This is a genomic window from Massilia oculi (assembly GCF_003143515.1).
GTDB lineage: Bacteria > Pseudomonadota > Gammaproteobacteria > Burkholderiales > Burkholderiaceae_D > Telluria > Telluria oculi.
On sequence record NZ_CP029343.1, the window covers coordinates 644,110 to 663,552 of the forward strand.

Annotated in this window: 17 protein-coding genes and 1 pseudogene; 11 read left to right on the forward strand and 7 right to left on the reverse strand. The window is 68.3% G+C overall.

The genetic code is table 11. The features are described 5' to 3' along the window. The first annotated feature begins 49 nt into the window (after positions 1 to 49). The 3 genes from DIR46_RS02945 to DIR46_RS02955 are packed head-to-tail and all read left to right on the forward strand — an operon-like array spanning position 50 to position 3,203. Positions 50 to 409 (forward strand): hypothetical protein, encoded by a 360-nt coding sequence (locus DIR46_RS02945; protein ID WP_109343911.1) that lies wholly within the window; start codon positions 50 to 52, stop codon positions 407 to 409. Beyond that, positions 409 to 1,821 carry a TolC family protein gene (locus DIR46_RS02950; protein WP_109343912.1) on the forward strand — a complete coding sequence of 471 codons (1,413 nt, stop codon included), beginning with the start codon at positions 409 to 411 and terminating at the stop codon, positions 1,819 to 1,821. Before DIR46_RS02945 ends, DIR46_RS02950 begins: the two co-directional genes overlap by 1 nt. After that, the gene (locus DIR46_RS02955) at positions 1,818 to 3,203 is read left to right on the forward strand and encodes a multicopper oxidase family protein (protein ID WP_109343913.1); all 1,386 of its coding nucleotides are present in this window, start codon (positions 1,818 to 1,820) and stop codon (positions 3,201 to 3,203) included. The genes DIR46_RS02950 and DIR46_RS02955 overlap by 4 nt, the downstream gene beginning before the upstream one ends. Here the strand turns inward: DIR46_RS02955 and DIR46_RS02960 are convergent. Together DIR46_RS02960 and DIR46_RS02965 are read right to left on the reverse strand one after the other, a co-directional pair. Beyond that, positions 3,200 to 5,956 carry an ATP-binding protein gene (locus DIR46_RS02960; RefSeq protein WP_109343914.1) on the reverse strand — a complete coding sequence of 919 codons (2,757 nt, stop codon included), beginning with the start codon at positions 5,954 to 5,956 and terminating at the stop codon, positions 3,200 to 3,202. The two genes, DIR46_RS02955 and DIR46_RS02960, sit on opposite strands and share 4 nt — an antisense overlap. A gap of 165 nt (positions 5,957 to 6,121) precedes the next feature. Further along, positions 6,122 to 8,644 carry a heavy metal translocating P-type ATPase gene (locus tag DIR46_RS02965; RefSeq protein ID WP_109343915.1) on the reverse strand — a complete coding sequence of 841 codons (2,523 nt, stop codon included), beginning with the start codon at positions 8,642 to 8,644 and terminating at the stop codon, positions 6,122 to 6,124. 157 nt (positions 8,645 to 8,801) lie between these two features. On the opposite strand from DIR46_RS02965, the gene DIR46_RS02970 reads away from it, so the two are divergent. Then, complete coding sequence (locus DIR46_RS02970; protein WP_109343916.1) at positions 8,802 to 10,316, forward strand: aryl-sulfate sulfotransferase; 1,515 nt, start codon at positions 8,802 to 8,804, stop codon at positions 10,314 to 10,316. Positions 10,317 to 10,377: 61 nt separating this feature from the next. On the opposite strand, the gene DIR46_RS02975 is transcribed toward DIR46_RS02970, so the two are convergent. Both DIR46_RS02975 and DIR46_RS02980 read right to left on the reverse strand, forming a co-directional pair. Continuing rightward, positions 10,378 to 10,704: a hypothetical protein gene (locus tag DIR46_RS02975; protein WP_205289065.1), complete on the reverse strand. Its 327-nt coding sequence runs from the start codon at positions 10,702 to 10,704 to the stop codon at positions 10,378 to 10,380. Positions 10,705 to 10,774: 70 nt separating this feature from the next. Next, positions 10,775 to 11,431 carry a PAS domain S-box protein gene (locus tag DIR46_RS02980; protein WP_229446469.1) on the reverse strand — a complete coding sequence of 219 codons (657 nt, stop codon included), beginning with the start codon at positions 11,429 to 11,431 and terminating at the stop codon, positions 10,775 to 10,777. A gap of 267 nt (positions 11,432 to 11,698) precedes the next feature. Here DIR46_RS02980 and DIR46_RS02985 point away from each other — a divergent pair, with 267 nt between their 5' ends. Beyond that, positions 11,699 to 12,208, forward strand: a complete 510-nt coding sequence (locus DIR46_RS02985; RefSeq protein WP_162819405.1) for a nuclear transport factor 2 family protein — start codon at positions 11,699 to 11,701, stop codon at positions 12,206 to 12,208. A gap of 34 nt (positions 12,209 to 12,242) precedes the next feature. On the opposite strand, the gene DIR46_RS27085 is transcribed toward DIR46_RS02985, so the two are convergent. Beyond that, the gene (locus DIR46_RS27085) at positions 12,243 to 12,560 is read right to left on the reverse strand and encodes a hypothetical protein (protein ID WP_229446470.1); all 318 of its coding nucleotides are present in this window, start codon (positions 12,558 to 12,560) and stop codon (positions 12,243 to 12,245) included. Between the two features lie 120 nt (positions 12,561 to 12,680). Next, complete coding sequence (locus tag DIR46_RS27090) at positions 12,681 to 12,941, reverse strand: TonB-dependent receptor plug domain-containing protein (RefSeq protein ID WP_229446471.1); 261 nt, start codon at positions 12,939 to 12,941, stop codon at positions 12,681 to 12,683. Between the two features lie 29 nt (positions 12,942 to 12,970). On the opposite strand from DIR46_RS27090, the gene DIR46_RS26385 reads away from it, so the two are divergent. Continuing rightward, entirely contained in the window at positions 12,971 to 13,147 is a 177-nt protein-coding gene (locus DIR46_RS26385; protein ID WP_162819406.1) for an SNARE-associated domain-containing protein, read from the forward strand. Positions 13,148 to 13,750: 603 nt separating this feature from the next. On the opposite strand, the gene DIR46_RS02995 is transcribed toward DIR46_RS26385, so the two are convergent. After that, entirely contained in the window at positions 13,751 to 14,005 is a 255-nt protein-coding gene (locus DIR46_RS02995; RefSeq protein ID WP_109343918.1) for a hypothetical protein, read from the reverse strand. Between the two features lie 157 nt (positions 14,006 to 14,162). Between DIR46_RS02995 and DIR46_RS27095 the strand changes: the two are divergent. From DIR46_RS27095 to DIR46_RS03015, 5 genes and pseudogenes are all read left to right on the forward strand, one after another. Next, positions 14,163 to 14,273 (forward strand): annotated as a pseudogene (locus DIR46_RS27095) (hypothetical protein); the annotation flags it as partial. A 205-nt stretch (positions 14,274 to 14,478) separates the two neighbouring features. Then, positions 14,479 to 14,703, forward strand: a complete 225-nt coding sequence (locus DIR46_RS27100; protein WP_229446472.1) for a sigma factor-like helix-turn-helix DNA-binding protein — start codon at positions 14,479 to 14,481, stop codon at positions 14,701 to 14,703. 2 nt (positions 14,704 to 14,705) lie between these two features. Continuing rightward, positions 14,706 to 15,686, forward strand: a complete 981-nt coding sequence (locus tag DIR46_RS03005) for a FecR family protein (protein WP_109343919.1) — start codon at positions 14,706 to 14,708, stop codon at positions 15,684 to 15,686. 111 nt (positions 15,687 to 15,797) lie between these two features. Beyond that, positions 15,798 to 18,149, forward strand: coding sequence for a TonB-dependent receptor (locus DIR46_RS03010; RefSeq protein ID WP_162819407.1), 2,352 nt, complete (start codon positions 15,798 to 15,800; stop codon positions 18,147 to 18,149). Beyond that, positions 18,149 to 19,429 carry a ComEC/Rec2 family competence protein gene (locus tag DIR46_RS03015; RefSeq protein WP_109343921.1) on the forward strand — a complete coding sequence of 427 codons (1,281 nt, stop codon included), beginning with the start codon at positions 18,149 to 18,151 and terminating at the stop codon, positions 19,427 to 19,429. Before DIR46_RS03010 ends, DIR46_RS03015 begins: the two co-directional genes overlap by 1 nt. Positions 19,430 to 19,443: the final 14 nt, after the last annotated feature.

Genomic DNA, 19,443 nt, shown 5'->3' on the forward strand with positions numbered 1-19,443 from the left:
CGCCGCGCCCCGTGCGCGGTCCGACGCATTTCATCCGAACGAGGACACCATGTTTACGTACACCGCCGCGCCATGGCGCGCGGCCGCCCTGCTGGGCGCATTGCTCGCGGCCATGCCCGCCATCGCCCAGCACACCGCCATCGACCCCGCCGCCGCCGTTCCCGAGACGCGATATCAAAGCGCCCATGTGCAGCGCCCGCCTGCCGCCGCCGCGACCACGCCCGACCGCAACTGGCAGGAAAGCAACCGCACCGTGGCCGGCCAGCCGGCGCATGCCCATCATGGCGCACACGCCGCACATGCCGACCACTCCGCACATGCGGGCCATGCCAAGCCCGCGCCAAAGGCGAAGCCGAAGGCCGACGGCCATGAACACCATGGCCACCACGGGCATGGAGAACACCACTGATGGCCACTCAGATGATGTCGCGCAGCGCCCTGGCCGCGGCTGCCGCGCTGCTGCTGGCCGGCTGCGCCAGCACCGATCCCGGCGCCGCATTGCGCATCAGCGCCGACGAGGCGCGCGAGCGTACCGGCGTCGAGGCGCGCCTGCTGCGCAACGACGACGACCGGCGCGCACTGGCGCTGGAAATCGACGCCCTGCTCAAGGAGCCGCTCGGCCTGGACGCCGCCGTGCGCATCGCCGTCCTGAACCACCCCGGCCTGCAGGCAAGCTACTGGGACGCCGGCATCGCCCAGGCCGACCTGGCCCAGGCCGCGCGCCTGCGCAATCCCTCGTTCGGCTTTTCGCGCATGGATGGCGGCGGCAGCCGCGAGATCGAGCGCGGCGTGTCGCTCGACCTGGCGGGCCTCCTGACCATGCCGCTGCGCCAGCGCATGGCCGAGCGGCGCCACCAGGAGACCACGCTACGGGTCGCCGCCGCCATCGAACGCCATGCGATCGCCACCCGGCGCGCCTGGATCGAGGCCGTGGCCGCCGGCCAGGCGCTCGACTATGCGCGCCAGGTCGCCGCGGCGGCCGACGCCTCGAGCGAACTGATGGAACGCATGACCCTGGCCGGCAATGCCAGCGCGCTCGACCTGGCGCGCGAATCGGCCTTCCATGCCGAAGCCGGCGCCGCTGTCCTGCGCGCCGCCCGCGCCCGCGACGTCGCCCGCGAACACCTGACGCGCCAGCTCGGCCTGTGGGGCTTTCAGGCCGGCTACGCCCTGCCGGAACGCCTGCCGGAGCTGCCGGCGCAGCCGGTCGAACTGGCCGGCATCGAACGCCTGGCGCTGGAGCGGCGCCTCGACGTGCGCGCAGCGCGCGCCGCCGCCGCCGGCACCGCCGCCGACCTGGGCCTGACGCGCGCCACGCGCATGGTCAATGTGCTCGACCTGGGCTACGCCAGCAAGAGCGAGACGGGCGAGCCGCGCAGCGAAGGCTATGAGATCTCGCTCGAACTGCCGCTGTTCGACTGGGGCGGCGCCCGGGTCGCGCGTGCTGAAAGCCTGTACATGCAGGCCGTCGGGCGGGTCGCCGAGACGGCCGTGAATGCGCGCAGCGAAGCGCGCGCCGGCTACCTGGGCTACCGCGCAAGCTACGACGTCGCGCGCCACTACCGCGACCAGGTGATCCCGCTGCGCCAGAAGATCGCGGGCGAGACCCTGCTGCGCTACAACGGCATGCTGGCCAGCCCCTTCGAGCTGCTGGCCGATGCGCGCGAACAGGCGGCGGCGGTGCATGCCACCATCGACGCCCTCAAGGATTTCTGGCTGGCCGAGGCCGACCTCGAAGCCGCCCTGGGAGGCCGCCTGCAGACTGCCCCGCCGGCGGCCCCGCCGCACGGCCAGGCCCACGAACACAAGGAAGCACAATGACCAACCGCAGATCGTTCCTGACCGGCGCCGGCGTGACCATGCTGGGCGCCTCGCTGGTGAGCAAGGCCGGCGCCGCCACGCTGCCCGAAGCCCCGGTCCACACCTCCGCCGCCACCGCGGCCCCGCTGGCGCCAACCGGCGGCCGTCCCTACAACCCGGTCGTGACCCTCAACGGCTGGACCCTGCCCTGGCGCATGAAGGACGGCGTCAAGGAATTCCACCTGGTGGCCGAACCCGTTGTGCGCGAGCTGGCGCCCGGCATGCAGGCCAATCTGTGGGGCTACAACGGCCAGAGCCCGGGGCCCACGATCGAGGTTGTCGAAGGCGACCGGGTGCGCATTTTCGTGACCAACAAGCTGCCGGAGCACACCAGCGTGCACTGGCACGGCCAGTTGCTGCCGTGCGGGATGGACGGAGTCACCGGCCTCACGCAGCCCGGCATCCAGCCGGGCAAGACCTTCGTCTATGAATTCGTGGCGCGCCATGCCGGCACCTTCATGTACCACCCGCATGCCGATGAGATGCAGCAGATGGCGATGGGGATGATGGGTTTCTGGGTCACGCATCCGAAGAATCCGCGCCAGCACGCCGTCGACCGCGATTACGTGATGCTGCTGTCGTCCTACGACATCGAGCCGGGCAGCTACACGCCGCGCACCAACACCATGCTCGACTTCAATCTGTGGACCATCAACAGCCGCGTGTTCCCGGGCCTGGATCCGATGGTGGCCGGGCTGAACGAGAAGGTGCGCATCCGGGTCGGCAACCTGACGATGACCAACCACCCGATCCACCTGCACGGCCACCGCTTCGAAGTGGCCGGCACCGACGGCGGCTGGGTGCCCAAGTCGGCGCGCTGGCCCGAGGTGACCACCGACGTCGCGGTCGGCCAGATGCGTGCCATCGAGTTCGTGGCCGACGCGCCGGGCGACTGGGCTTTCCACTGCCATAAATCGCACCACACGATGAATGCGATGGGCCATGACGTGCCGACCCTGATCGGCGTCGACCACCGCGGCGTGGCCGAGAAGATCAACAAGCTGGTGCCGGGCTATATGGTCATGGGCGACAAGGGCGGCTCGATGGGCGACATGAAGATGGCGCTGCCGCACAATACGCTGCCGATGATGAGCGGCGACGGCCCCTTCGGCAACCTGGAGATGGGCGGCATGTTCACGGTACTGAAGGTGCGCGAGGGCTTGAAGCGCGGCGACTACCGCGATCCCGGCTGGTACCGCCACCCGGCCGGCAGCGTCGCCCGCGAATGGACCGGCGAGGTGCCGGCCGCCACCAGTGCGCCGCATGCCAGCCAGCAGGCGCCGGCCGGCCCTGCCCTCAAGGCGCGCAAGCCGGGCCCGAAGGACCACGACGGCCACCACTAGCGCCTTGTTTGATCCTGCGTCACCCCGCGCAGCAGCTCGATCAGCTGCTGCGGCGCGACCGGCTTGGTGAAGTGCTCGTCGAAGCCGGCCGCGCGCGAGGCGGCGCGGTCTTCCTGGCGTCCGCGTCCCGTGACCGCCACCAGGTAGGGGCGCGGACACTTGTCGGCCAGGATCGCCGCCACTTCCAGTCCGCTCATCTCGGGCATGCCGAGGTCGAGCACCACGATGTCGGCGCGGCGCTCATCGTACAGCCGCAGCGCCTGGACGCCGTCGTGCGCCACCGCCACGGTCGCGCCCTCGGAACGCAGCAGCCAGGCCAGCGAATCGGCGGCGTCGACGTTGTCGTCGGCCACCAGGATATGCCTGCCGGTGACGGCGCCGCCGGCCGACTCGCTCTCGGCGTGGGCCTCCGGCTCGGCCGCCTCGCACAGCGGCAGGCGCACGATGAAGGTGGCGCCTTGCCCCTCCCCATCGCTGTCGGCGCGCACGCTGCCGCCATGCAGCTCGACGAAGCCCTTGGCCAGCGACAGCCCGATTCCCAGGCCGCCCTGGGCCAGGTGGCGCGCGCTGCCGACCTGCACGAAGGGATCGAACACGCGCTCGATCATGCCGGCGTCAAGGCCGACGCCGTTGTCGGCCACCCAGGCCACCGCCTCGCCGTTCTCCGAGCGCAGTCCGATCTCGAGCGCCCCGCCAGGCGGCGTGTACTTGGCCGCATTGTTGATCAGGTTCGCGAACACCTGGGTCAGGCGCAGCGCGTCGGCGTCGACCCACAGTGGCTCGTCGACCAGCCGCAGCGCCACCTGGTGGCGTCCGCTCTCGATCAGCGGCATGCTGGCCTGCAGGGCGTCGCGGATCAGCCGCCCGAGTTCGACCCGCGCGCGGCGCAGCTCGATCTTGCCGCGGCCGATGCGCGAGACCTCCAGCAGGTCGTCCAGCAGGCGCGCCATCTGGGCCACCTGGCGGCCGACCATAGCCGCGATCCATTCGATGCGCTCGGGCGGCAGGGACTTGCAGCGCAGCAGCGAGGCCGCGTTGGCGATCGGCGCCAGCGGGTTGCGCAGCTCATGCGCCAGGGTGGCGATGTACACGTCCTTGCGCTGGTCGGCCTCGCGCAGGCCGTCCATCGCCTGTTCGCGCTCGGTCACGTCCAGCACCAGCGAGAATACGGTCAGGATCTGGCCGGCCTCGTCGACCAGCACCGAGTTGTACCACTCGCAGCACAGCACGCGGCCGTCGCGGGTAAGGTTGCGGTTGCTCGACTTGGCGTGGCGGGTGGGAGAATCGAGCAGGCGCCGGATCATCAGGCCCACCTGGTCGGCGTCGCTCTCGTGGATCATCGGCAGCGCATCGATGCGGGAGCCGACCACCTCATGCTGGCGCCAGCCGAACAGCTCTTCGGCGCGGCCATTCCACTGGGTGACGACCCGTTCGCGGTTCCATTCGATCACGGCCAGCGGGGTGTTCTCGATCAGGTAGCGCGTCTGGTCCAGCGCGCGCGCCAGGGCCGCGCTGGCCTCGGTGCGCTCGGTGACGTCGTCCAGCACGATCACCGCCGCCGCGAGCTCGGCGGCGCCGTCGCGCAGCGGCGCGCCGCTCACCGTATAGGTGCGCCGCACGCCTGCATGAACGCTTTCCAGCACGGCGTCGTGGAAGGTCTCGCCGCCCACCGCGCGCGCCACCGGAGCGCGGATCAGGTCGAGCATGGCCGCGATGCCGCGGTGCGTCCCGGCATGCGCGCCGTCGGCGCCCGGGCCGAAATTGGCCGCCATCCGGCCGGCCTGGTCATTGGCCATCACGCAGCGCCCCGCCGCGTCGACGATCAGCACCCCGTCCGGCAACTGCCGCAGCACCGTCCCCAGCAGGCTTTGCCACTGGGCGTGGGCGCGGGTCTCCATCATTTCCTGGAAGGTCGCGTGCAGGCGCGCATGCAGGGCGATATTGTCGATCGCCAGCGCGCCCAGCACGAACAGCGCCGCCGCCAGTCCATACAGTCGGCCGGCATAGAAACCGAGGTCGAACGTGCCATCGTTGAGCACGCAGGACAGCGCGACCTCGAACATCCAGGCCGCCATCGCCACCGCCAGCCAGACATCGAGCACGGTGCGCGGGCGCTTGCGCACGATCGCCCACAGCACGCCGACCGTGAGGGCAAGAACGGCGCCCGCGATCCAGTGATACAGCGGCAGCGTGCGCGTTCCCACCATCAATGGCGGCAGCCAGCGCACGCCCGAGGTCGACACCAGCACCAGCAGCGCCACGACCAGCACGATCAGCAAGGCGCCGACGCGCATGAAGTGCGGGGGCAGCGGCGGCGCATCGGTGCTGCGGGTATAGCCGAGCACGAACAGGGGGAACAGCGCATGCCAGGCGAGGTGCAGCCAGGGCGTGGTCTGGTGATTGCCGCCCAGCACGCCCTGGTCGGCGAACAGGCCGGGAAAGGTCAGCAGGTGGGCGCTGGCGATCAGCGCCGTGAGCAGGTAGCCCAGAACCAGGAGGCCGAGCGCGCGCGAGCGTCCGGTGTGGACGTGTCCCAGCAGCAGGATGCCGGTCAGCAAGTTGACGCCGATCAGCACCGAGCCGTACATCGGGATGAATTCCGGCGCCCGCGCCAGCGGGATCCCGGCGGCCGGCGCCAGCAGCGCGAAGACCAGCGCCAGGCAGGACACTACCCATAGCGCGTGGCGCAGCTGGGCGCCGCTCGGCGGATGCTTTACCAGGTCGGTCGGTTCTGCCGGAACGCCTTGTCGCATTGTTCTCCCCGTGGCGGATCCGGCGGGGGCAGCAGGCGTTCTGCGGCTGTCCGGGCGGCGCCATGTTTTATTGTCGTTTCAATAAAATATAGCGCAATTCTCTTTGCATAGGGCGAGGAATAAATGGCTTAACGTCCATATTTGATACCGCTGGACGAAAAAACCCTAGGCGGCGGATCGCGCGGTGACCGGATACCCTGCGCCGTCGATGGCGGCCACGATCCGGTCGAGGTCGGCCTGGCTGTCGATGCGCACGCTGCCCTTGTCGAGGTCGATCGCGACCTTGGCGTCGGCGTCGACCGCCTGCACCGATTTGGTGACGCGGCCCACGCAATGGTTGCAGCTCATGCCTTCCACGGTCAGTTCATACATGGTGTTTTCTCCTGTCTTTGGGGGCGTTTCCGCCCCGGTGGTTGGAATCGGTTCGGATACGGGTGCAGATGCAGTTGCGGATTCAATGGCGGCCGGGTCGGTCGCCGGGTTGGCCACCGCGGGCGTCCAGCGCCGCAGCAGCAGCGCGTTGGCGACCACGCTGACCGAGCTGAGCGCCATCGCGGCGCCGGCCAGCACCGGATCGAGCAGGCCGAAGGCCGCCAGCGGCAGGCCGATCACGTTATAGACGAAGGCCCAGCCCAGGTTCTGGCGGATCTTGCGGTAGGTCCGACGCGATACCGCGATGGCGTCGGCCACCAGGCGCGGGTCGCCGCGCATCAGGGTCACGCCGGCGCTGTGCATGGCGACGTCGGTGCCGGTCGCCATCGCCATGCCGACATCGGCCGCCGCCAGGGCCGGCGCGTCGTTGATGCCGTCGCCGACCATCGCCACCTTGCGCCCGTCCCGGCGCAAGCCGGCGACCACCTGCGCCTTGTCGAGCGGCAGCACCTCGGCATGCACGCGCTCGATGCCGAGCGCCTGCGCCACCGTGCGCGCGGCGCCCTGTCTGTCGCCGCTGAGCAGGACCGGCTCGATGCCGGCCTCCTTGAGGCGCGCGACGGCGTCGGGCGCGCCCGGCTTGATGCGGTCGCCGAAGGCGAGCAGACCCAGCACCCGCACCCGCCCGTCCCTGCGCTCCGCCAGCCAGGACACGGTACGCCCGGCCGCTTCATGCCGCTCGCCACCCGCGGCCGGCACGCCGAGCTCTTCCATCAGGCGCCGGTTGCCGAGCACGATGGTGGCGCCGCCGACCTCGGCCTCGACGCCGCGGCCCGGCAAGGCGCGCGCGGCGCTGGCCGCCGGCGGCGGCGCCAGGCCCTGGCGCGCCGCTTCCTCGAGCACGGCGCCCGCCAGCGGGTGGGAGCTGCCCCCCTGCACGCTGGCGGCCAGCGCCAGCAGCCGCGCCGGGTCGACGCCTTCATGGGCCACCAGCCGCGGCTTGCCCTCGGTCAGGGTGCCGGTCTTGTCGAACACGACGACGTCCAGCGCATGCGCGGTCTCCAGCGCCTCGGCGTCCTTGATCAGGATGCCGTGGCGGGCCGCCGCGCCGGTGCCGACCATCACCGCGGTGGGCGTGGCCAGGCCCAGCGCGCAGGGGCAGGCGATCACCAGCACAGCCACCGCATTGAGCAGGGCCGCCTGCCAGTCGCCGCCCGCCAGGCCCCAGCCCAGCAGGGTCGCCAGCGCGATCGCGAGCACCACCGGCACGAACACCGCGCTCACCCGGTCCACCAGGCGCTGGATCGGCGCCTTGACCGCCTGCGCATCCTCGACCATGCGGATGATCTGCGACAGCATCGTCGCCGCGCCGACCGCCGTCGCCTCGACCAGCAGCAAGCCGTCGGCATTGACGGCGCCGCCGGCCACCCGGTCGCCCGGCTGTTTCGCCACCGGCAGGCTCTCGCCGGTCAGCAGCGACTCGTCAAGGTGACTGCTGCCTTCGACCACGACGCCGTCGGCCGGCACCCGCGCGCCGGGCTTGACCACCATCAGTTCGCCCACGCGCAGCGCGCCCAGCGCCACCGGCACGTCCTTGCCGCCGCGCCGCACCAGCGCCTCGTCGGGCCGCAGGCGGCCCAATGCGTCCAGCGCCGCCAGGGTCTGGCGCTTGGCGCGGCCTTCCAGCCATTTACCCAGCAGGACCAGCGCGATCACGACAGCCGAGGTTTCGAAATACAGATGCTGCTCGGGATCGGCATGGGCGCCATGTGCGCCCGCACGCAAGAGCAGATAGACCGACAGGCCATAGGCGGCGCTGGTGCCGAGCGCCACCAGCAAGTCCATATTGCCGCTGCCGGCGCGCAGCGCCTTCCAGCCGGCGCGGTAGAAACGCGCGCCGAGCCAGAACTGGACCGGCGTGGCCAGGGCCAGCTGCAGCCAGCCGGGCAGCATCCACGCACGACCGAAGGGTGCGGCCAGCATCGGCAGCACCAGCGGCAGGCTGAGCAGCATGGCGGCGGCCACCGGCCACCAGGCCGGCAGCGCGTTCGTTTCCTTGCGCCGCGCTGGGCGCGCGCCGGAGGCGTCCGGCAGTTCGATGTCCGCCTCGTAGCCGGCCGCGCGCACGGCCGCCGCCAGCACCTCCGGCGCGGCCTGGCCCTGCACGCTGGCCTTCTCGGTGGCCAGGTTGACGCTGGCGCCGCTCACGCCCGGCACCGCGCGCAGCGCCTTCTCGACCCGCGCCACGCACGAGGCGCAGGTCATGCCGCCGATGTTCAGGACAGTGTTATTCATTTGCTCGTTCCTCGTATCCATACCGAAAGGATAGTCCTTCCCACGATGGGAAGGTCAAGCGTTTTTCATTTAGTTCGCGCAACAGGATTGCGCCGATCGCAGGCACCGGTCCGCCAAAGGGAATACAACAGAGTTGTGCCTCGTTTCGAGGTTTCGGCAATGACCCGCAGGAGGATCGATGAATGCGCTGATGAAGTCGCCAACCACGCTCCTGCTCTGGATACTGATGTCCGTCATGTTGTCCGCCTGCGGCAGTGACGACGAGACCCAGGCCGAACGCGCCGGCATCGACGCCATCGCCCAGGCCCCCGGCGCCACACCGTTCGTGGCGCAGCTGAGCTATACGCTGGACAACTTCGCCCACCTCGACAGCGTGCACTACACGATCGCCGGCCGTCCGGGCTCGCATTCGCGGCCGGTCAAGGTCACCTATGACCATGCCTGGCTCGGCCGGCGCGCGGCCTGGGACGCGTCCGGCAAGCGCATCGCCGTCCCCGTCTTCGGCCTGTATGCCAGCCACCGCAACGAGCTCACGCTCACGACGCGCTTTCGCGACGGTTCGACCCACGTGGCGCAGGTGGCGGTGGCCACCGGCCCCTACACCGGCCCGGCCACCGTCTATGCCACGCCCGAGGTACGCACCGCGCGCGGAGGCGCCTCGCCCGGCGTCGAATACATGCTGATCAAGAACGGTGTCACGACGCCGGTCATCCTCGACAGCGACGGCCAGGTGCGCTGGGCCGGCGACGCGCCGGGCAGTTCCATCTCCTCGCTGTTCGGCGATGACGCCTTCTATGTCGGCGACCCGGGCGCGCCGCTGCTGCACCAGGTCGACGTCGACGGCACCGTGCGCAGCAGCCGGCTCGACGATCCGCGCTTCACCAACTTTCACCACGACCTGGCGCGCGGCAAGACCGGCTTCCTGGCCGAACTCGACGCCCTGGTCGGCAGCGTACGGCTGGTGGAGTCGATCCTGGCCGAGATCGACATCTCGGGGCGGGTGCTCAAGGAATGGGACCTGGGCCAGATCTTCCGCGCCACGATGCGCGCTGGCGGCGACAATCCCGACAACTTCGTGCGCGACGGCGTCGACTGGTTCCACATGAACTCGGCCATCTACGATGCCCACGACAATTCGCTGCTGATCTCGAGCCGCGAGAACTTCGTCGTCAAGCTCGACTACGAAACGGGCGCCATCCACTGGCTGCTGGGCGACACTACCAAACACTGGTATGTCAATTATCCGTCGCTGCGCGCGCTGGCCCTGCGCATTACCGAAGGCAAGGTGCCGATCGGACAGCACTCGCTGTCGGTCGCGCCCAACCGCGAACTGCTGATGTTCAACAACGGCCTGGCCAGCGCCGAACAACCGCCCGGCGCGCCAGCGGGCCAGAACCGCAGCTACAGCACGCCGTCACGGTATGCGATCGACGAGCAGGCGCGCACGGCGCGCGAAGTCTGGACCTGGGATGCCGACCGCAAATTACTGTCAGACATTTGTTCGTCGGCCTATGAAGGCGCGCCGGGCCAGTATCTGGTAGCCTATTCGGCGCTGGAGCAACGCACCCAGGCGCGGCTGGTGGCGGTCGACAGCGCCGGCCGGATCGCTTTCGACTACGCTTACCCGAGTGAGGTCTGCAATACGGTGTTCATCGCCCAGCCCTTCCGGTTCGAGGAGCTGCGGCTGCGCTAGCAGCGCCATCCCGCCAGGTCTCAGGAAGCACGCGCGGCGGCTGCACCGGACCAGCGGCACATCAGCTGCCGAGACCGAAAAAGACGCCAACCGCCAGTTCCACCCACAGCGCGGCGAACAACAGAGCCAGCGCGCCGACGGCGGCGACCCGCTGCCACGGCCGCCAGCGCGCCACGCGGCGCGCGGTGCGCAGGCAGGCCAGCCCGGCGCCGGCCAGCAGCAGTGCGGCGGCGGCGAAATCGCCGCCGCTCCACACCACCTGGTGCGTGAACTGCATGGCGACCAGGGGCGCCAGCAGGACCATCGCGGTCGCCAGGCTGACCCGCAACAGATCGATGCGCAGCGTGCCCTTGTGCGCGAGGACGTCCCGTGAGTCTGCGGTATGCATCGTGTTCTCCTGGATTGTGAGTGGCCGGCATGCGGCGCGGGCCGCCTGCGATGTTCACATCCTAATCCTGTTACGACGAAGACGAAAGCGGCAGCACGCAGCCGCGCCCGGATTTCTTGGCCTCAACCATCCAATGGTCGGCTGCCTTGATCAATTCTTCCGGCGTGCACGCCTTGACCCGCCGCTCGAGATCGGCGTGCAGGTGCGCCTGTTCTTCCTCCGCCAGCTTTTGCGCATGGATGTCCTTGATCACGGCCACGTCGTATTCGTGGCGCCCGGCCGCGTCCAGCTTGCGCCTGACGTCGACCCAGACCGGCGAGCCGTCCCGGCGCAGGTAGCGCTTCTGGCGCCGCAGAAAGTCGATCTCGCCCCGCGCCAGCCGGTCCATCTGGGCCGCGTCCCCGGCGCGGTCGTCCTCGTGCGTGACGTCGGCGAAACCGCGCCCCTGCAGTTCGTCGGTCGCATGGCCGAGCAGCTCGCACAGCGCCCGGTTGACACTGATCCAGCGCCCATCCGGCGTCTCGGCGGCCTCGATGCCCACCCGCGACTTGCACCACTGGCGCTCGGCGTCGATCAGCGAGAATGCCACCTTCGGCACCTGCTGCAGGCGGCTGGCCAGGCGCACCACCCGGTCGAATACCGGCTCGGCCGGCGTGTCCAGCAGGTCAAATTCGCGCAGCAGCGCGAGGCGCTCGGTTTCGTCGGGACGCAGGGCGGCTGCAGGCATGGCGTCGGGAATGGCCTTATGAATGAAAAGAACGCTCCGGGTCGGTCAATCGATAGTGCTACGTTACTGCGCCAGAGCAGACGTTGCTTTCCTCCGCACACCACGCGCAGCGCGCGCCGAGTCAAAATGCTGCAAAACTTTGTTACAAATCCCGCTGCAGGAATTTATATACTTGCCAGTGCCACCACTCTCACGCCGACCATGCGCTTTCTGCCCGCCCTGCTGTCCGCCCTGCTCTGCCTTGCCGCCTCCCAGCCAGCCGTCGGCATGACGCAACTCCCCCAGCCCGGCGCACCAAAGCCCGCCTCCGCAGGCATGACAAACAGCGGCGCGGCAAACAGCGGCACGGCAAGCGACGCCGGCACGGCGGCAGGCGATCTGGCGGCGCTGCGCGCGGCCGAGCAGCGCCGCGCCCAGGCCGTCGCCAATCGCGACGTGACCTCGCTGCGCAAGCTGATCAGCGGCGACTACTACCACGTCGAATCGGGCGGTCGCGCCCGAACCAAGACCGAATTCCTGCAACTCCTGAGCCGCGACGAGTTCGAGTTCCGTTCCTACGAGATCGACGACATGGAAATCCGGCTGCTCGACAATGGCCGCGCGGCGCTGGTCACCGGGCGCTTCCGGGCCGAGATGCAAGGCGCCAACCGGCTGCGCGGGCGGTATGTGCGCTTGTGGGTGCTGGGCCCGGATGGCTGGCGCAATACCATGCAGCAAAGCACCGAGATTCGCCCACTCGCCAGCGGATTGCCGCCAGTGAAGCGGTCGAGCCGGTAGCCGGCCACGATGCGCGACTGATCGGTGGCCTTGATCACCGCATGCACACAGGCGCCGACGTTGTTGAGTTTGTAGCGGTCGTCGTTCTGGATCGCCGCCGGCGTCGTGAAATCGCTCGGCATCGCATAGGTGTAGCCACGGTCAGGAAGCCCGCTTCGTCGGCGTCGTGCTCGTAGGTGCGCAGCATCAGGACGCCGGTGCGCGACCTGTCCTTCGAGGTCAGGAACAACTTGCCGCCCAGCCAGTAGTTGTCGGAATCGCCGTGCTTGCGGCGGTCGCTGTTGGAATCCTTCCTGTCCACCAAATAATTCTGCGAGAAACCGTCGGCTTCGCGACCATAGGCGGCCTGCACTTCCCTCGTATCGACGCTGCCGACCGTGAAGCGGCTGTCGAAGTGATTGCCGCCCTGGCGGGTGCCGAGTTTGATGTTGCCGCCGATATTGTGCAGGCCATAGCGCGGATCGTTGGTGCCTTAGACCACCTCGATATAGTCGACCTCGAGCGGGAAGATCATGTCGATGAAGCGCTGATTACCGCTGTTAACGTTGCTCGGGATGCCGTCGATCAGCACCTTGATGCCGTTGATATCGCCCTCACCATTGCAGGCGCGGAAGCTCGCCTGGCCCGATTCGGCGCCCATCCGGGTCTCGGTGAGCTGGATGCCGGGCAGCTGGCCGACCGGCTCCCTGCTGTTGCTGACGTTCTTGTCGTTGATCTTGTCGGCGCCCAGCACATCGACCGAGGTCAGTCCTGTCGTATAACGTGGCCGGCGGCACCCTGTGGGTCGTGTCGCTGACGGCGGCCGGCTTCGCTTTCGGCAATATCATCTGGGTCAACGACAACCTGACGGCAGTCATCGTGGGCATCATCGTGCTATCCCTGGTGCCGGGCATCGTGGCCTGGCTCCAGGAGCGCCATCGCGCGAAGGCTGGCGCCTAGCGCCAGGCTTGACGGTGGGATCAGTATTCGATCGTGGCCCGCAACTGAACTCATTGAATCGTAAAGCGCAAATAACCGTGTACCCGTTCCGGCGCCCTTACATCAACGGTCTCCGATTGCGTAAGCTCAACCACTTCAGACCGCCAGGCCGTGCCGCGTCTAGTCAGGCCGCCCTGTCTGGATCAAACCACATGCTCCTTCACGGTTCCGAATGGCAAGTCCATTTCTTTGACGATAAATTGCGAACAAGGTATATTGAATACGTGAAGGAGAATATCTACGCGCTGGTGAAGCCCCAGAGCGATTCGTACTACTTCGACGCGAACACGGTGCTTTTCCTGCGTCTCAAGTAAAACGCTCAGGCAGGAAATCGCACCGGCTTGTCCGAGCGATGGGACGGTCGAGTCTCTGGACAGGCTTAGTGCGGGTTGTCCAGCGACTGGTTGTCCTTGCCAAATTACCGGCACGATCCGAGTGACGTTCAGTCGGTCGAGTTTGCTCAGAGCTTACTGACGCCTCCCCCTGGATGATCGAGATGCTGAGGTGGGCCGGTTCTTGATAGCATCGTGACGTGAAGATGAAAAAACTGCGCTTTTTCCGCTCTCAACCGATTGGAGCAAGCCAGATGCCATCGATTTCGCGTCGCTGTGTCCGGTCCCTGAGCAAGGCATTGGTGCGCAGCTCGACATTGGGCAGCTTCTTACTGCTTGGAAGCGGTGGCAGCAGCAGCAGACGCAGCAACCACTTGCCGAACGCCGTCATGCCGCCTACTGCGTCGAAGTGGAGCCTGGGATAATGACGGCCGCCAGGCCATCGACCGACGGCCGTCCGCTCGTCCAGAACGTCGTTCATCGCCATGTCACACTGTGCTGCTAGCCTCGAGTGCGGCGCGCGATGATGTCCATTGCCGCGCCGGTACCGGATTTCTGACCGCCATTCGTCTTTCACACAAAACATGTTCAACGATCTGGACGACTGGTTCATCCGAGAAGTGCTGCCGCTGGAGGGCGTTCTCATGCGCTACCTGCGGCAGAACTGGCGCGATAGCGCGGAATGGCCGGACCTGCGCCAGGAGGTCTACGCACGCGTGTATGAAGCGGCGCGCCGCGGCCGTCCCGAACGCACCGCTGCGTTCCTGCTCGCGACCGCGCGTAATTTGCTGGTTGACCGCGCGCGGCGGCAGCAGGTCGTCTCGATCGAGGCGTTCGCCGAGCTGGACGACCTGTCGGCTTGCGAGCTGACGCCGGAACGGCATGCCAGCGGGCGCGCCGAACTGAACGTGCTGGCGGAAGCGCTCGACGCCCTCCCCGGCACGTTGCCGCCAGGCGGTGATGCTGCGCAAGGTGGACGGCATGTCGCAGCGCGCCGTGGCGGCCGAAATGGGCGTGACCGAGGACACGGTGGAAAAGCAGATCGCGAAAGGCATGCGCGCCATCGCCGACGCGCTGTTCGCACGCGGCGTCGGGGCTGGCATTCTCAAGCTGGAACGCAAGCTGCGCAAGCCGGAGAAAAAGGATACGCAGAATGAGCAGGCAACCGGAACCACTTCAATATAGCGATGGACCAGGCTAACAAGTCAGCAGCAAGCTTCGAGCAAGAGGCAGCCCAATGGCTGGCGCGCCAGGATGGCGCGCGCTGGGACGTCGGACAGCAGGCCGAACTGGACGCATGGCTGGAAGCCGACGTGCGCCACCGTGTGGCCTACCTGCGACTGCACGCCGCCTGGCGCCGCGCCGATGCGCTGAACGGCGCGGCCCGTCCCGATCCGGCGCCCGCGCGGCGTCCCGGGCCGGCGCTCGCGCACACCTGGCGCCTGGCGGCAGGTCTTCTGCTCGCCTGCGGGTTGGGTGTGGTTCTTGCACCCCAGTTCAGCTCGCGCCAGGGCGAGCGCTACGCCACCCGTACCGGCGAGAACCGCACCGTCGCCCTGGCCGATGGCTCGCGGCTCACGCTCAACACCTCCACCCGCCTGCGCGCCGCGCCTGATGGCCAGCGCAAGGTGTGGCTCGACAACGGCGAAGCATATTTCGATATCGCTCCCGATCCGGCGCGCCCGTTCGTGGTCGATGCCGGCGCCAGCCGCGTGACTGTGCTGGGCACCCGCTTCACGGTACGGCGCGACGGCGAGCGCACGTCGGTACTGGTTGAACAGGGCAGGGTCAGGGTCAGCGCGAACGCCACGGTGCTGCAAGTCGAAGAAACCGTCGAACTGAGTCCCAACCAGGAAGCGAGTGCCGAGCGCGGCCGGATCGCACGCGCCGACCGCAGTCCGGCGCAGACCGCGCAGCGCATGGCGTGGCGCAGCGGACGCATCGTGTTCGACGGCGAAACGCTGGGCGAGGCGGTGGCCGAATTCAACCGCTATAACGAACGCAAGCTGGTGCTGTCCGACAAGGAGGCGGCCTCGATGCCGATCGGCGGGAGCTTCGCACCGTCGAACCTGGACGGATTCGTGCGCCTGCTGGAACAGGGATTCGGCCTGCATGCGCAATATGGCATCGGGCAGATCGTACTGTCGCGGGCAGACCCAACAAATTAATTTCAACCGAAGCATTCCGGTTTTTTCCGCGCCATCCGTCTTACAGGGAAGCAACACCACACAGCCGGCACGGCCCCCCTTACGCAAGCAAAGATGGCTAGGAAAAAAACGATGGCAAATCCAAAACTGCTCGGCGCCCTGTGCGCCCTCACCTTCTGCTCCACGCTCCAGGCCCAGACGCTGGCGCTCGACATCCCTGCGGGAGAGCTCAAGAGCGCGCTCGACCAGTACGCGCAGCAGACCGGCGTTCAGCTGTTGTACCGGTCGAACGATGTGCAGGCGCTGCGCAGCAGCGGCGTGCGCGGGCAGATGCCCCCTGCCGAGGCGCTCGAGGCGCTGCTGGCCGGTACCGGTCTGAGCGTACGGCGCGACGGCGACGCCGTGCTGATCTTTCGCCCCGCGACCGGCGCCGCCCAGAAAGCGGCAAGCACCGGGACGGAACTGAACACCGTCACCGTGACCGCACAAAAACGCGCCCAGCCGGCGCAGGACGTGCCGATCGCCATGACCGCCCTGTCGGCCCGTACACTCGACGCGCACCGGGTCCAGGGTCTGCAGGAACTGTCGCGCCTGACGCCGGGGCTGCTGGTGTCGGCCTTCAGCCAGGCCAATCCGACCATCGCCATCCGCGGCATCAGCAATACCTTCTCCCAGATCGGCGTCAACAAGCCGGTCGGCGTGTTCGTCGACGACGTCTTCATTCCCCGCAATAGCGCCGCCAGCTTCGAATTGTTCGACCTGGAGTCGATCGCGGTGCTGAAAGGGCCACAGGGCACGCTATTCGGCCGCAACGTCACCGGCGGAGCGATCGTGATCAATACCCGGCGTCCGGATCCGGAGCGTTTCGCGCTGGAGGGCGAACTCATTGCCGGCAACTATGGCGAGCGCCATGCCAAGGGCCTGGTCAACGTGCCGCTTGGCGGCGAGGCGGCGTTCAAGCTGTCGGCTTCCAGCCGCCGGCGCGACGGGCTGGGGCGCGACCGCCTGAGCGGACGTGAACAGGACGACATCGACAGCCAGAACCTGCGCGCCCAGGCGCTCGTGCGCCTTGCCCCTGGCCTGAACGCCACCTTCGGCGCCGACTACGGCGAGGACGACAACGGCGGGCGCACGCTGTCGTCCGATACCCTGGGCAACGACGGCGACGTGCGCACCTCGGAACTTGGCGTCGCACAGGAGTTCCGCCGTACGATCAAGGGCGCCTCGGCGCGGCTGGTGTGGCGTCTGGACGCCGGCGAGCTGACCTCGATCAGCGCCTGGCGCAAGTCCGTCTCCAGCGAAGACTATTCCGGGGTTGGCGCCAGCTACACCCTGCTCGCCAGCGGCAGCCAGAGCGTCACCAGCGACGCCGACGACATCGACACCTTCTCGCAGGAGCTGCGCTATGCCAGCCCAAATTGGGCGCGCGGCAACATCGTTGCCGGCCTCTACTTCGCCGAGGAGGACGGCTGGCGCCGCCTCGCCGTGCGTGGCCTGGCGGCACGCACCGGAGCACTGGCCAGCGCCACCGTCGCCGAGCAGCAGGTCGACAGCCGCAGCGTCGGCGTGTTCGCCGACGGCGTGCTGCACCTGACGCCGGCCCTCGACCTGACCATGGGCGCGCGCTACACGCGCGACCGCAAGCGCGCCAGCCTGACGCGCAGCGACCTGGTCCGTCCGACAAGCGGTTTCAGCGTGGACGACCTGAGCCGAAGCTGGAGCGAAGTCACCCCGCGGGCGGTGCTGGCGTGGCGTCCGCGCGCCGGCCTGATGACCTACCTGAGCGCCACCCGCGGCTTCACCAGCGGCGGGTTCAACGCCGACGCCGCGAGCGCGGTAGCATTCCGCGCGCCGTTCGACCCCGAGACAGTCGACAACTATGAAGCAGGTATCAAGTCGCAATGGCTGGAAAATCGGATGCGCATCAATACTTCGCTGTTCCGGATGAAGTACCGCGACAAGCAGGAGCTGGTCAACAATACCCTCACCGGCATCCTCTCCATCTTCAACGCGGGCAAGGCCACCGTCAACGGCGGCGAGATCGAACTGGCCTGGAAACCGGCCCCCTGGCTGGATCTGTCTGCCAACCTCGCCTACCTGGACGCGCACTACGACCATTTTGCGATCGGCAATATCAACAATAGTGGCAACCCCATGTCGAACTCGCCGCGGCGCCAGGCCGGCGTTGCGGCCGATCTGCGCTACCCGACGTCGTTCGGATACCTGGTCGGCGCCGCCAGCTATGCCTGGAAAGACAGCTACAACACCGGCGCGGCCAACGACCCGAACCTGCAGCTTCCAGGCTTCGGACTGGCCAACCTGTCGGCCGGCGTCGAGTCGCCGGACGGCAGCTGGCGCGTGCTGGCATGGGTGAAGAATGCCAACGATACCGAATACCTGCTGACCCGCTCGACGCAGGTGGTGCGCGCGCGCTACGCCGGCGAGCCGCGCACCTTCGGCCTGAGCCTGACGGGCCGCTTCTGATGGCGGCGCCGAACGACCGACGTCGCCTGCTGCTGGGCGCGCTGCTGCCATTGGCGCTGGGCCCATCGGCGCGCGCCGCGCCCGCAGCGCCCGCTTCCGTCCCTGCGCCCGAGCGCGCGGGTGCGGCGCTTGCGCCATGGCAGCCCGGCTGGCTCGACATCCACCACATCGCTACGGGCCGTGGCAACGCCACCCTGGTCATGCTGCCTGACGGTACCAGCATGCTGATCGACGCCGGCGCCTCGTTCAACGAACCCGAAGTGTCGGTGGCGCCGCGCCCCAACGCCAGCCGCCGTCCCGGCGAGTGGATGGGGCGCTACGTGCGACGTCATCTGGGGCGCGCCGGCCTGGAGGGCCTGGACTACCTGCTTACTACCCATCTGCACCCGGACCATACCGGCGACGCCGACGCGGCGACACCGCTGGCGCCTGACGGCGCCTTCCGGCTGAGCGGCGTGACCGACGTGGCGGCCCAGATCGCGATCGGCACCGTGGTCGACCGAGGCTATCCGGACTACGATTTCCCGGCCCGGATCGCCGCGCCGTTCGCCGACAACTACCGCGCCTTCATTGCGGACAGGCGTAAGGCGGGGCTGCGCGTCGAAGCTTTCCGGGTGGGCAGTAACGAACAGTTCGCCGGACGCGCCCACCGCGCTACCGCGAGCAGCTTCGAGGTGCGCAATATCGCCGCCAATGGCGTGGTATGGACGGGGACTGGCAGCGCCACCCGTCAGTTGTTCCCGCCGCTAGAAACGCTGGCGCGCGCCGACTGGCCGAGCGAGAACGCGTGCTCGGCGGCGATCCGCATCGCCAGCGGACGCTTCCGCTATTTCACGGCGGGCGACCTGACCAGCTACACGCACGATGGCGCGCTACCCTGGCACGACGTGCTGGGCCCGGCCGCACGCGCGGCGGGGCCGGTATCGGTGGCGACGGCGGACCACCACGGCATGTTCGATGGCTTGAACCCCGAGGTCGTGCGCACACTCAGGCCGCGGGCCTGGGTGATCCCGTCATGGCACATCGCGCATCCCGACATGCTGCAGCTTGAGCGCATGTTCAGCGAGCGACTGTACCCGGGGCCGCGTGCAGTATTCGCCACCACCGTGATGCGCGAAAACCTGCTGGCCAACGGTCGCCTGACGCGCAAATTGCACAGCCACGACGGCCATGTGGTGGTACGCGTGGCGCCAGATGGCGAAAGCTTCTACGTGGCGGTGACAGACAATGGCGCCGAAGACGACAAGATCAAGCTGGTGACTGAGCAATTCATGGTCTGACAAAAAAAGCCGAA